12 protein-coding genes are annotated in these 13,924 nt (G+C 42.9%); 11 read left to right on the top strand and 1 reads right to left on the bottom strand.

Annotation, left to right across the window (positions count from 1 at the left end):
• Window positions 1-148 precede the first annotated feature (148 nt).
• Both lptF and lptG read left to right on the top strand, forming a co-directional pair.
• Window positions 149-1,240, top strand: a complete 1,092-nt coding sequence (gene lptF, locus OS173_RS01835; protein ID WP_267182570.1) for an LPS export ABC transporter permease LptF — start codon at window positions 149-151, stop codon at window positions 1,238-1,240.
• A complete protein-coding gene (lptG, locus tag OS173_RS01830) occupies window positions 1,240-2,322 on the top strand; it encodes an LPS export ABC transporter permease LptG (RefSeq protein ID WP_267182569.1) in 1,083 nt (360 codons plus the stop codon). The genes lptF and lptG overlap by 1 nt, the downstream gene beginning before the upstream one ends.
• A gap of 13 nt (window positions 2,323-2,335) precedes the next feature.
• On the opposite strand, the gene OS173_RS01825 is transcribed toward lptG, so the two are convergent.
• Entirely contained in the window at window positions 2,336-2,758 is a 423-nt protein-coding gene (locus tag OS173_RS01825) for an RDD family protein (RefSeq protein ID WP_267182568.1), read from the bottom strand.
• A 251-nt stretch (window positions 2,759-3,009) separates the two neighbouring features.
• Here OS173_RS01825 and OS173_RS01820 point away from each other — a divergent pair, with 251 nt between their 5' ends.
• From OS173_RS01820 to purL, 9 genes are all read left to right on the top strand, one after another.
• Window positions 3,010-3,783 (top strand): DUF3450 domain-containing protein, encoded by a 774-nt coding sequence (locus OS173_RS01820; RefSeq protein WP_267182567.1) that lies wholly within the window; start codon window positions 3,010-3,012, stop codon window positions 3,781-3,783.
• A gap of 3 nt (window positions 3,784-3,786) precedes the next feature.
• Window positions 3,787-5,151: a MotA/TolQ/ExbB proton channel family protein gene (locus OS173_RS01815; RefSeq protein ID WP_267182566.1), complete on the top strand. Its 1,365-nt coding sequence runs from the start codon at window positions 3,787-3,789 to the stop codon at window positions 5,149-5,151.
• A 2-nt stretch (window positions 5,152-5,153) separates the two neighbouring features.
• Window positions 5,154-5,678, top strand: coding sequence for a MotA/TolQ/ExbB proton channel family protein (locus OS173_RS01810; RefSeq protein WP_267182565.1), 525 nt, complete (start codon window positions 5,154-5,156; stop codon window positions 5,676-5,678).
• 60 nt (window positions 5,679-5,738) lie between these two features.
• On the top strand, window positions 5,739-6,143 hold the full coding sequence (locus tag OS173_RS01805; RefSeq protein ID WP_267182564.1) for an ExbD/TolR family protein: 405 nt from the start codon (window positions 5,739-5,741) through the stop codon (window positions 6,141-6,143).
• Between the two features lie 7 nt (window positions 6,144-6,150).
• Window positions 6,151-6,780 (top strand): energy transducer TonB, encoded by a 630-nt coding sequence (locus OS173_RS01800; RefSeq protein ID WP_267182563.1) that lies wholly within the window; start codon window positions 6,151-6,153, stop codon window positions 6,778-6,780.
• Between the two features lie 15 nt (window positions 6,781-6,795).
• Window positions 6,796-8,064, top strand: coding sequence for a tetratricopeptide repeat protein (locus OS173_RS01795; RefSeq protein WP_267182562.1), 1,269 nt, complete (start codon window positions 6,796-6,798; stop codon window positions 8,062-8,064).
• 3 nt (window positions 8,065-8,067) lie between these two features.
• Entirely contained in the window at window positions 8,068-8,958 is an 891-nt protein-coding gene (gene xerD, locus OS173_RS01790; RefSeq protein ID WP_267182561.1) for a site-specific tyrosine recombinase XerD, read from the top strand.
• Between the two features lie 273 nt (window positions 8,959-9,231).
• Window positions 9,232-9,966, top strand: a complete 735-nt coding sequence (locus tag OS173_RS01785) for a thioredoxin fold domain-containing protein (protein ID WP_267182560.1) — start codon at window positions 9,232-9,234, stop codon at window positions 9,964-9,966.
• A gap of 112 nt (window positions 9,967-10,078) precedes the next feature.
• Window positions 10,079-13,918: a phosphoribosylformylglycinamidine synthase gene (purL, locus tag OS173_RS01780; protein ID WP_267182559.1), complete on the top strand. Its 3,840-nt coding sequence runs from the start codon at window positions 10,079-10,081 to the stop codon at window positions 13,916-13,918.
• Window positions 13,919-13,924 lie beyond the last annotated feature (6 nt).

The following is a 13,924-nucleotide window of genomic DNA, read 5'->3' as shown; positions in this document are numbered from 1 at the left end:
ATGTTGGGTTTTTTCCATCGACCCAGATTAATTCAAAGGTCTCTGATAATTAAATAAAAACGGCAAAAATGTTTTTTGAAACGCATGTCGTTGATACACAGACTGGGTTAAGCTGTTAAAATAACCGGCTTTCTTACTTTTACTTGCCATGATACTGACGCAATATGTGCGCAAACAATGCACCCAAACATCCTTGGTGGTATTGATGCTGTTGTTTTTGTTGATGGTGGGAACTTTGTTTACATCGACATTGCGCGCCATTGCACGCGGCGTGTTGGCACCGGACTTATTGTTTATTGAACTCAGCTTGCGGTCGGTCGATGTACTCAATATTTTGATTCCGTTGTCATTTTTCCTGGGATTGTTGACCGCTTTAAGTGGTTTATATCGTAACCAGGAAGCGGTGATGATGCATTCTTTTGGGTGGTCATTGCGTGATATTTTAAAGGCCTTGGTGCCGCTGGCTGTGGTGGTGTTTTTGATAACCACATTGTTGGCTTTATGGATTGGGCCAATGGCTGCGCAATTGTCTAAGGAGTTAACCACGCGAGCCAGTGAAGACATTTCATTGATGGGCTTATCAGAAGGTAAGTTCCAAAGTTTTTTTTCTGATGATGGCGTGATCTATGTGGAACGCATTGATGCCGAGACCAAGCGCGTAGAAAACATTTTTGCCAACATTCATCACCCCGATCGCATTGATACCATTACCGCTGCTTATGGTTATGAATTTGAGGAAAATGGACATAAATATGTGGCCTTGTTTGATGGCTATCGCAATGAAGGCGTTCCGGGCAGTAACCGTTATCAAATGATGCAGTTTAAGCGTAACGACATTAAACTGCCGGATTTAAAACGCGAGATTGCGGCGTTGGACGAGCAGTCAAAAACCACCTTGGATCTTTGGCGCAGTGATAACCTCATTGATCGGGCTCAGTTACATTACCGATTGGTACCACCAATTTCTGTATGGGTGCTGTTCTTATTGGCGGTCTCTTTAAGTAAAACATCTCATCGTGAAGCAAAATACATCAATTTAGTCACCGGTTTGGCGGCCTATGTGTTGCTCATTAATCTTTTGACGATTGGCCAATCATTGCTGGCACAAGGCACACTTCCCATGATTTTTGGCTTATGGTGGGTTTATCTGTTATTTATCGGTTACGGCTGGTGGCGATTGCGACGACTGGACGGGCGTGTACTGCGACAGCCGGTGTTAGCTAAGAAGGGTGTAACTTGATGATGATATTAACCCGCTATATTTTTAGAACCATGAGCTTTGGCTTGGCTTTGGCAGTGGCTTTGTTACTGTCCATTGATGTTTTATTTGGTTTAATCAAGGAGCTCAATGACATATCACCTCATTACAGCTTAGGCGATGTGTTCTTTTTTGTGATTTTAACCATCCCCAGTAAAATTTATGAACTGTTTCCGGTGAGTGCAGTAATGGCGGTGGTGGTGTCGCTGGGGGCTTTGGCCGCCGGATCCGAATTGGTGGTGATGCGTGCCGCAGGTATCAGCCAACTAAGAATTGCCGGAATGATGTTGATGGCTTTACTGGTTTGGTTGGTGCCGGTGACTTTGATGGGCGAATATATGTCCCCGAAAGCAGAGCAAATGGCGCAACAGTTCCGTAATCAAAAAATATCTGCCGGTCAGGCCACTTCGGTGACGCATGCGGTATGGATTAAGGATGGTGATGTGGTGTTTCGCAGCAATAAAATGACGAAACAGCCGGAAACCGGAGAATACCTATTGTCAGGAGTCACAGTTTTTGAGCTTGAAAAGCAACAATTGGTGCAAGTGTCGGAAGCTGAAAAGGCGTTGTACGCGAATAAACAATGGACGTTAGAGAATTTAAAGGTTTCAGTGTTTAGTGAGCAAGGGGTTGAGTTTAAGCACCTTGAATCTCAACGATGGCAATCACGTATTGAGCCAAAAATCCTCAACTTATCCACCACCCGCGCCAAATATTTAAGCCTGCGCGACTTAAAGCAGTTACAACAATTTAATACCCAGTCGGGTGGTTTGCAAAGCGCTTATCAAATGGCCTGGTGGGCTAAGCTGGCTTTTCCGTTATTGGTAATGACCACAGCATTGTGTGGTATGGTGGTGTTGTTTGGTAACGTCAGAAATGCCGGCTTTTCACAGCGCTTAGTGATTGGCATGGTCATTGGCATTGTTATTTATCTAATGAATAAAACACTGCTCAATGTCGGCGAAGTGTATCATTTGTCACCACCTTTAATGACGATTGTGCCACCGGCCATTATTTGCGGTATCGCATTATTGGCTTTACGCGGTGGCATCAAGCGTTTTTAACCATACAGTGGCATCATGGATTGGTTTTTGAAAGATGGCTGACATTCACTGTACGATGACCGCTGATCATGTCCATCCAGCTCAGTCCGGCGGCATTAATTTTTTTATACCATAATCCGGCACCCAATAAAGCAGTAGACACCAGACCCACGAGAAAACGTGCCAAAGATTGCCACAAAGTCATGGTCTGAAAATCTTCAATACCTATTTTCCAAGCGCGCATACCCAGTGTTTGACCGCCTTTAAGCCAAGAAAAAACAAAATAAAACACCAATTCTGCAGTCAGTAATAATTGAAACCATAAAGTACCGGGCGGGACTTCATCACCACCGCGGATTAAAACAATCACCACTGAGGTGATGAGCCAAAGACCAATGATGGGAAACAGGTCATAGATAAAAGCAGCCAAGTGGCGCCAGGTTGTGCTGATGGGCATAAGTACCACACATTGAAATAATTTGAATGGGTTCCGATTTTAAATAATTTAAGGGTTAAAAACAGATAAATATTTTGTAAATTATTTAATTAGTTCTTTAATTTTCCAAAAAAGAAAGTTATTCTTGGTCACCACTAAGTCGAGTGTGGATTGGTTTGTCCGATTTATGATGATGCTTTTTCAGGTCATTACAAATTTAACGCCAATATTCCACACATTATTTCTTAAATCTTTGAACTGGAAGGGAAGGTATGTTGATATCTCAAATTTCTAAAGTTGGTTTAACCAAATCCGTGGTTATGCTGGCTTTGTTGCTGACCTCAGTGGTTGGCGCAGCACAGCTACAAACTGCTGTACAAGTGGTTAATGAAACCAATGCACAAGCACAACAAGCACAGGATCAGGTCAATCGCCTGAATGATCAAACTGAAGAACTGGTCGTTCAATACCGCACGGTATTGTCTGAAATTGAAAGTTTAACGGTTTACAATCAACAGTTAGAAGCCGTTGTTAATGATCAAAACTTATCCATTCAATCTATGAATGATCAAATGGCCGAGTTGGAATCAACTAACCGAGCCATCGTGCCATTGGTGATTGAGATGGTTGATATGTTGGGACGTATGATTGAAGCGGATATTCCCTTTAAGATTAAAGAACGTACCAATCGTGTTGTTGAGTTAGAAAACATTCTGAATGATTCTAATGTCACCACCTCGGAAAAATACCGTAAAATTACTGAAGCGTACCAAATCGAATTAGATCATGGTCGTTCGGTTTCTACCTACGAAGGCGAGTTAGAAAGTGGCGTTAAAGTCAGTTTCTTACAGATTGGCCGCACTGCGTTGTTATACCAAACCCTGGATGAAAAACAGTCTGGCTGGTATAACCCGAAATCGGACAATTTTGAAGTATTGGACAATCGTTTCAATACCGCCATTAAAGAAGGTATCCGCATTGCTGCTAAGCAAGCTGCACCTGATTTAGTGGGCTTGCCAATTTTGCACCAGGTATCAGGAGAGTAAACCATGAAAAAATTAATTTTTAGTTTATTGACACTTGGTCTTATGGCGACCGGTGCACAGGCGCAAAATACCGCCTCGTTGGATCAGCTGTTAAAAGAAGTTCGCCAGGCAGCTTCTGAAAGCTCAAAAGAAAATCAACAGCGTATTAATGAATTTAAGCAGCAACGTAACCAACAGAGTCAGTTGTTGTCTCAAGCACGCGCTCAGTTACAGGCTTTAGAAGCCCGTACAGAAGAGTTAAAAACAGAATTTGATGAAAATGAAATTATGTTGGCGGACTTGGAAACCACTTTAGCTGAACGTTCAGGTAACTTAGGTGAAATGCAAGGTACTGTTAAAGTATTGGCCAGTGATTTACGAAGTGCTATTTTAGAGTCGTTAACATCGGCAGAACTTGACAGTGCCCGCTTGGAGTTCTTAAACACCTTGGCTTCACAAAGCAAAATGCCTAACATTAAAGATTTGCGTGAATTGTGGTATGCCTTGCAACATGAAATTGTTGAAGAAGGTAAAATTTCAAAATTCAATGCCAGAGTTCGTAACGAATCCGGTGAAATTGAAACCAATGTTCCGGTTACCCGGGTCGGTGTTTTCAATGCCTTTGATGACCAAGGAAACTTCTTGGTATGGCGATCTGCAGATGAAACCGGTACCGGTGAAGGTGAGTTGCAGCGCTTGCTGAAACAACCCAGCAGTAAATTCTCGTCAATGGCTAAAAACTTTGTGAATGCTGGCGAAGGCGAATTGGTACAAACTCCGGTTGATTACACCCGCGGTACCATTTTGCAATTAGTGGTACAAACGCCCAGTGTCAAAGAGAAAGTTAAGCAGGGTGGCGTAGTTGGTTATGTCATTTTAGCACTCGGTGCTTTGGGCTTGATATTGGCGTTGATTAAATTCTTTATGTTGTTGTCTTCGGGTAGCAAAATAAAATCACAATTGAAGAAAAAACAACCCAACCAAAATAACGCTTTGGGACGCATCATGACAGTTTATACTGATAATCCTGATGTTGATGTTGAAACCATGGAGCTGAAGTTGGACGAGGCCATTATTCGTGAAACCGGACCATTAGAATCAGGTCTGTCGTTTATTAAGGTCTTGTACGTTATTGCGCCTTTATTGGGTCTGTTGGGTACTGTTGTTGGTATGATTCAAACCTTCCAGATGATTACCTTAATGGGTACCGGTGATCCTAAATCTATGGCCGGTGGTATTTCCATGGCATTGGTGACCACGGTATTAGGTCTGGTGGTTGCTATACCATTAACTGTATTGCATTCAATTCTGCACTCTATGGCCAGAAAACAAACCCACATTCTCGAAGAGCAGAGTGCGGGCATCGTTGCTAATATGGCGGAGAAATAAGCATGTTTTGGCTTAGAGATAAATGGTATGACATATTGGCATTTATCGACATGGGTGGCCCGGTACTCTGGGCCATCTTTATCCTACTTTTTGTGATGTGGCTAATGATTCTGGAACGCATGTGGTATTACTCCATAACGTATCCAGGCGTACGTAAACAAATCATTGCAGATTGGGATAAACGTGACGATACCACCAGTTGGTATGCCAAGCAAGTTAAAGCAGCCAAAGTGTCTGAAGCAGCAATCAAATTACGTTCCGGATTAGGTTTTTTAGAATCTTTGGTGGCCATTAGCCCATTGTTTGGGTTGTTTGGTACCGTTTACGGCATGTTAAATGTATTTGATATTATGGCCATAGCTGGCACCTCTAATGCACGCGCCATGGCGGGTGGTGTCTCCAAAGCCACCATTCCGACAATGGCCGGTATGGTTGCCGCTTTATCCGGTGTTTTCTTTACCACTTACTTCAAACGAAAAGCTGTGGTAGAAAGAGAAAAACTGGAAGACCGTATGCAGTCCCATTAATGATAATTGGAACTATTTTGAATAAATACCAGTCCAATTTACTGATGAACGAGAATTGATATGAAAAAAAGACATCACCACGAAGACGAAGCAGAAATTAACATTACGCCCATGTTGGACGTGGTTTTTATTATGCTTATTTTCTTCATTGTGACCACTTCCTTTGTCAAAGAAACCGGCGTGGAAATTTCCCGTCCTTCCAGTTCCCAAGCCAAAGAAGTGAAAAAAGGTAATATTTTGGTCGCCATTAAAGAAGATGGCGCTATTTGGATTAACAAGCAACAGGTCGATTTACGTGCTGTACGTTCTCGTGTTGAGAAGATGCACGCAGAAAATCCAGAGGCTAATGCTGTGATTATTGCTGACCGTGGTTCGCGTACCGGTGATTTGGTTGAAGTTATGGACCAAATTAAATCCGCCGGCGTACCGGGTATATCGATCGCTGCTGAAAAAGGCGAGAGGTGATAAAGCAATGAGTCTTCCACGTTTCCTCGCGGTTGCTTTTGTTGCCGCATTTATCACGGTTGTGCTGTACTTGCTGATGCATTTAATGATCAGTCAAAGTTCCAATGTCAACACCGATAGCGACAACATTACAATTGATTTTACCAAGGTCAAGGTGCCTGATGACGTGCAGCAACGTAAGCGTGTTGTGCCTAAGAAGCCACCACCACCCAAAGAGCCGCCACCACCACCAAAGATGAACGTACAGCAAAATCAGCAAGTGGTTAATAATATGCCCACGTTGAATGTACCTAATCTTGATTTGGGTGTGGGTGGTGATGGTCCGTTTTTAGGCGCTGTCGGTCAGGTTAATATGTCTGAAGAAGGCGGAGTGATTCCGATTGTTCGAATTGCCCCCCAGTATCCTCGTAAGGCTTTAATGGCGAAAATTGAAGGTTGGGTGAAGGTTAAGTTCACCATATCTCCATCAGGAACCGTTACTAATCCTGAAGTGGTGGATGCTAAGCCACGACGTATATTCGACCGTGAAGCGATTCGCGCCATTCTTAAATTCAAATTTAAACCTAAAATTGTCAATGGCCAAGGCGTCGAACAAGTGGCAACTCAGGTTATTGAATTTGAATTACCTAAAGAATAAAGCAGGAGTTAAACCATGAAAAAAATTATCATTTTATTGGGTTTTTTATGTGTTGGTTCTGTTTCGGCGGGTACATTAAAAACTGATAACCCCGTTCGTGAGCCTTCCGGTTCAGTCGGGGTTATGACCGAATCACAAGGTAAACAAATTGAGCGTTACAGTGAGTTTATTGCTGATGAAAAGTACAGTGAAGCGCGCAGTGGCTTAACCAATATGTTGGCTAAACTCAATCAACGCGATGCCTACGTGCTAGCCATTGTTTACCAATTGTTAGGACATTTGGAATCTACCGCCGGCAACTATCTGAAAGCGGCAGATTATTTTAAAAAGTCCATTGATACCGATGCCATGCCGAATTCAACACATTTTAATATGATGTTGCAACGGGCTCAGCTACTCATGATTGAAGGTAAAAACCGTGAAGGTTTAAGGGCTTTGGATGATTATTTTAATGTTGTCGATGAGATTCCTGACACGGCATTCAAATTAAAAGCTCATGCCCACGCTAATCTTGAAGAGTTTAGAGAAGTGAAAAAGGCCATTAAACAAGCCATTTCTTTATCAGATAAGCCGCAAGAAAGTTGGTATCAGTTATTATTAGCCGCGCATTCAGAATTGTCAGAATACCGTGAAATGGCAGACGTATTGAAAACATTAATAACAATGAGCCCCGGTAAGAAAACTTACTACATGCAGCTGTCTTCTGTGTATTTCACATTAAAAGAAGACAAAAATGCATTAGCGGCTTTGGTGTTGGCTTATGAAAATAACTTGCTGGATAAAGAAACTGATTATATGCAGTTATTTAAAATGTATTCCTTTAACGACATTCCTTATAAAGCCGGCAAAGTCTTACAGGATGCATTGGATAATGGCAAAGTTGAACCCAGCTTTGATAATTGGAAGCAATTGGGTCAAACTTGGTACAATGCCCGGGAACTCGATAAGGCCTTAGCTGCCTATGATAAAGCCAGTGAATACGCTAAAGATGGTGACATTGATATCACCCGCGCTTATCTTTATGTGGATATGGAAAAATGGCCAAAAGCCATAGAATCAATTCAAAGTGCCTTACAAAAAGGTGGCTTAGACGATGATAAAACCGGCAATGCATGGCTGATGCTTGGCATGTCACAGGCGAGTATGAAAAACTACTCACAAGCCCGTAATGCCTTTAATAAAGCCAGTGATTATAAAAAGGCCAGAAATAATGCGCAGCAATGGCTGAATCATCTGAAAACTTTAGAACAAAGAGCTGAGCGTGAAGCGGCTGATAATGCCTAATTCATGTCGGCAGATGTTGAATTTGTTCAGCAGTTTTTAAGTTATCTACACTTGGAAAAAGGACTTTCCAAGCATTCCATTCAAGCCTACCAAACTGACATCAGTCAGTTGTTACGTTATCTGCAAAAAACATCACAATCTATCTCCTCACTGAATGAAGAGCAAGCCGGTCAATATATAAGCCATCTAAATGAAAGACAATTAAGCGCCACCAGTAAGGCTCGGAAAATTTCTGCCTTGCGACATTTTTTTCGTTTTTTGCAAATTAATCAGCACCTATCCGTAAATCCTTTCAAACAAATCGTGATGCCGAAACAAGCGGTTGCAGTTCCTAAACCTTTATCCGAAGATGATATTGAAAGGTTATTGGATCAACCTGACGTGTTAACAGATATTGGTTTACGAGATAAATGTTTGTTAGAGCTCATGTATGCCACCGGTGTGCGGGTCAGTGAGGCGGTCAATCTACAGGCCAACCAAATTAACATTAACCAAGGTGTTGTGCGAATTATTGGAAAAGGTAACAAAGAGCGATTGGTGCCTTTGGGTGAAGAAGCGTTATTTTGGCTTGATAAACATGTCAGTAGCAATCCCTTATTTATTAAAAACAACCCTGAACGTTTTGTATTTAAAAACCAAAAAGGTTCGGTTCTCAGTCGTCAAGCCTGCTGGTACCGGATAAAAAAATACGCAGAAACTGCCGGCATTACTTCAGCACCGTCGCCACATGTGTTACGACATTCTTTTGCGACTCATTTACTCAATCATGACGCTGATCTACGTGTTATTCAGCTACTATTAGGCCACAGCGATTTATCGACCACGCAGATATATACATTGGTTGCTAAAGAAAAACTGAAAACCATTCATGCCAAACATCACCCTCGTGGATAGTTTTTGTAATGCTATGAACAAACAGCAAAACCTCTGGTCTAAATTTTAAACCATGGTTTCTCTGTGCTTAAAGTGAGAAAGTAATAACAATGTCATAAATAGCCTGTGACATTTTTGCGTGTGAAGTTTTATAATGCTTTTTTGTGTTATCATTTTATATTGAATAAGCATACTTAAAAGTCTTCAGACTAATTAAAAAACCAGTTATTGAGTTTTAATCATTGCATTAATCTTAAATTGGGCTGGTGACATTAACCCACAATTGGAAAGTTTATGAAAATTAAATCAATATGTATTGCCGGTTTATTTGCCGTGTTCTCAGCTTCGGCCACTAATGATGTTGCGCATTATCAACAAGCACTGGCAAAAATTACAGCGCCGAATGTAAAAGTGACCGCTGTGTTTGATACCCCCATTAGTGACATTAAAGAGCTGATGGTAAGTACCGGCAATGGCACTGATATTGTCTATATGTCAACAGATGGTGATTACTTAATTCAAGGTTCAATTTTTGACATTAACCGACGAGTTGATATTACCGACCAAAAGAAAGCTAAACTTAGAATTGAGACCTTGTCTGAATTTGGTGAAGCCTCTCGAATTAACTATTTTCCGGAACAAATGGACTACGAAGTGACTGTTTTTACGGACATTGACTGTGGCTATTGCCGACAATTACACAGTGAAATGCAGGCGTATAATGATTTAGGTATCGGAATTTCATATTTATTTTTCCCACGTTCTGGTTTAAAAACAGCGTCTTACGATAAAGCGGTTAGTGTATGGTGCGCGGCTGATCAACACAAAGCCATGGATGAAGCCAAGGCCGGATCACAAGTGGCGCAAAAGCAATGTGATAATCCGGTAGCTGAACAGTATAAAGCCGGCATTGCCACCGGTGTAACCGGAACCCCTGCTTTGGTATTAAAAGATGGCACCATGATGCCGGGCTATGTCCCGCCGCAACGGTTAAAACAACAGTTGGATGCGTTAAAAGCATCCCAATAAAATATTTCAGATTAGTTTTAAATGAAGCCTGCCTCAATGGTGGGCTTTTTTGTGGGAAAACTAAAGCTGTTTTGCGTTAAAATATCGGCTTTGTCGTTTTTGTGGAATTATTATGTCGCTAACATGGGTTACATTACTGGGCGGTGATGCTTTTTCAACCTTCAAAAAAGCCAAGTTGAACGAAATTGCTCAGGAGAATAATTGGCCTGAAATTGTCGATATAAAATCAGTTTATGTATTAGAAGTTAGTCAAACGCTGGTGCCTGCAGATCGTGACAAAATCGTACGTTTATTGAATGCCCAAACAGCGTCATTGCCGTTTTCACAAAATACACTGACAGTGTTCCCTAGACCTGGCACCATCTCTCCTTGGTCAAGTAAAGCCACCGACATTTTTCATCATTGTGGTTTGCATCAGGTACGCCGAGTTGAAGCCGGTCGATTGATTACGTTCGCAGAAAATCCAAATAAGCAGCACAATTCTAAAATCTTTTATGACCGCATGACAGAGGCACTATATCAGAGCCATTCTGCCTTGCATCAAATGTTTGATCATCAATCACCCAAAGAATTAACTGAAGTGCCATTGGATCGTGACGGTGATTCAGCACTCCATGATTTAAACAAGTCTTTGGGCTTGGCGTTAAGTAACGAGGAAATTAGTTATTTAAGTCAGCATTATCAAGCCTTGGGAAAAAACCCAACAGATGTTGAGTTAATGATGTTTGCGCAAGCCAATTCCGAGCATTGTCGACATAAAATATTCAATGCCGACTGGACCATTGACAGTGAAGCGCAAGCCATGTCATTGTTTAAGATGATTAAGAACACAGAAGCCCGTACTTCTGAACCGGCTTTATCCGCCTATAAAGACAATGCCGCAGTGTTTTCCGGTGGTCATGGACAGCGTTTGATTATAGATAAACAAGGACAGTATCAAAAACAAGAGCAGCTCATTAATGTTCTAATTAAAGTTGAAACCCACAATCACCCCACAGCCATTGAACCGTTTGCCGGAGCCGCCACCGGTTCAGGTGGGGAAATCAGGGATGAGGCTGCCACCGGCCAAGGTGCCATGACGAAAGCCGGGTTAACAGGTTTTTCGGTGAGCCATTTGAATATTCCGGGCAACGCTCAACCTTGGGAACAACAATTACCGGGTAAACCAAATCGCATGGCATCAGCCTTTGATATCATGCAAAAAGGCCCCATCGGTGCCGCGGCCTTTAACAATGAGTTTGGCCGTCCGAATATCGTTGGTTACTTTCGAAGTTTTGAAATTAAAAATCCTGCCGATGACCGTTGGCGCGGTTACCATAAACCGATTATGTTAGCAGGTGGTATGGGTAGTATTAATGACATTCATACCCGCAAACAAGACACCCAAGCCGGTGATTACATAATCGTTTTGGGTGGACCAGCTATGCTGATTGGCTTAGGTGGTGGTGCAGCTAGTTCCGTTAGTAGTGCAGATGGCCAAGAGGAATTAGATTTTGCTTCAGTACAACGCGGTAATCCGGAAATGCAGCGGCGTTGCCAAGAGGTCATCAACCGTTGTTGGTATCGAGGTGATAACAGTCCGATTCGTTCCATACATGATGTCGGTGCCGGTGGTTTATCAAATGCCATTCCTGAAATTTTGGATGATGCTCAGTTGGGCGGCGATATTGAGCTCAGACGTTTGCAGATTGATCATGTTTCCATGTCACCCATGGAGATTTGGTGTAATGAGTCGCAGGAACGTTATGTCTTGTCAATCAAACCTGAACTGTTGCATGACTTTAAAGCGCTCTGTGAACAAGAACGTTGCCCGGTGGCAGTCATGGGACAAGCCACGGCTGAACAAACTTTGCGAGTGAGTGATGCGTTATTAAAACAAGATGCGGTGAATATTCCGATGGACTTGTTGTTTGGCAACACCCCGCAAACTGATATCAATATTACCACCCGAAAGCCATTGGTAGAGCCATTTAAAACCCAAATTACTGATTTGTGGGAGGCCATTAACCAGGTGTTGTCATTTCCAACAGTAGCCAGCAAACAATATTTAATCACCATCGGTGATCGCACCGTCACTGGTTTGGTGCACCGTGACCAAATGGTTGGTCCTTGGCAAATTCCGGTGGCCAATTGTGGCATAACGTTACGGGATTATGATGGTTTTGCCGGTGAGGCGATGGCGATTGGTGAACGGACACCACTGGCACTGTTAAACCCGGCGGCATCAGCGCGTATGGCCGTCACTGAGGCACTGACCAATCTAGCCGGAACCGGTTTACGTGATTTAAGTCAGGTTAAATTATCAGCCAATTGGATGGTTGCCAGCAGTGAGGATGGTGAGTTCCAGGCACTCTATGAAGCAGTTGAGGCCATTGGGATGGCCTTATGCCCACAGTTGGACATCGGTATTCCGGTGGGCAAGGATTCCATGTCAATGCACACCAGCTGGCGTAACGATTTTGGACAAGATTGTGCCGTTACCTCGCCTTTGTCATTAGTGATATCGGCTTTTGCGCCTCTCAATGATGTGCGACACCACCTCACACCGCAACTCAGCGGTGATAAAAAATCGACGATACTTTTGATTGACTTGGCTGCTGGACAGCAGCGCTTGGGTGGTTCTGTTTTATATCAAATTCAGAACCAACTCGGAGAGAACAGCCCTGATTTAGATCAGCCGGAATTATTAAAACAGTTATTTGCTTTTATGGCAGATGCCATTGAGGGTTCGTTGCTATCAGCCTGTCATGATCGCTCAGATGGCGGCTTGATAACGACTTTGGCAGAAATGTGTTTTGCCGGTCATTGTGGTATGGACATTAATATCTCAGGTGATGTCTGGGCGAGCTTGTTTAATGAAGAGCCCGGTGTGGTGGTTGAAGTCAAGGCAGAGGCCTTGGCGGATGTTGAGTCATTGCTGGATACCCACAATTTATCACAATTCACCGTTCAACTGGGACAACCTAATGACCGCGACGAATTGCTTATTAAACATGATCAGGGAGAGTACAGACAATCTCGTGGCGAGTTACAAAAGATATGGTCACAAACCAGCCATGAAATGGCAACTCGCCGAGATCACTCGTCTGATTGTGAAAGCGAATTTGCGCTGATCAGTGAAATTAACCCCGGCATATCACCACAAGTGGATTTTGATTTTAGTGAAAAAATAATGGCGCCCTATATCAACTCCACAAGGCCAAAGGTTGCCATTTTGAGAGAACAAGGTGTCAATGGTCAAAATGAAATGGCTGCTGCTTTTATGCGCGCGGGTTTTGATTGTGATGATGTGCCCATGTCATTGTTAATTAGTGGCACTAAACACTTGTCAGGCTATCAGGGCATTGTGGCCTGTGGTGGCTTTTCTTACGGTGATGTTTTGGGTGCCGGGCAAGGTTGGGCCAAAAGTATTTTGTTTAACCAGGCACTACGAACAATGTTCAGTGATTTTTTTCAAGACAACAATCGATTTGCCTTAGGTGTTTGCAATGGTTGCCAAATGTTTTCAGGGTTGCGAGAGATTATTCCGGGAACCTCGGACTGGCCTGATTTTGTGGCCAATCACAGTGGCCAATTTGAAGCCCGTTTTTCTTCTTTACGCATTGCTGATAGTCATAATATGTTCTTTAAAGATATGGCCGGTGCTGTTATTCCTGTGGCCATCGCCCACGGTGAAGGCCGGGCTGTTTTTGATGGTGATGTTAACAACAGTATAAGCGCTGCTCATTATGCCGATAATCAGGGCAAAAAGACCATGCGCTATCCGTTTAATCCCAATGGCTCTGAGTCTTCGGTGGCTGCTGTCAGTAATGATGACGGTCGGGTTTTGGCTATGATGCCGCATCCCGAGCGGGTTTTTCGAGGTGTACAAATGTCTTGGTCTCCATCAGACTGGCAGGATTCATCACCGTGGCAACGTATGTTTTATAATGCACGTATGTTTCTGAATTAATGAATG

This window comes from Marinicella gelatinilytica (assembly GCF_026410405.1).
GTDB lineage: Bacteria > Pseudomonadota > Gammaproteobacteria > Xanthomonadales > Marinicellaceae > Marinicella > Marinicella gelatinilytica.
The sequence above is the reverse complement of the archived record's forward strand: the minus strand, read 5'-3'. Positions and strand labels throughout refer to the sequence as shown.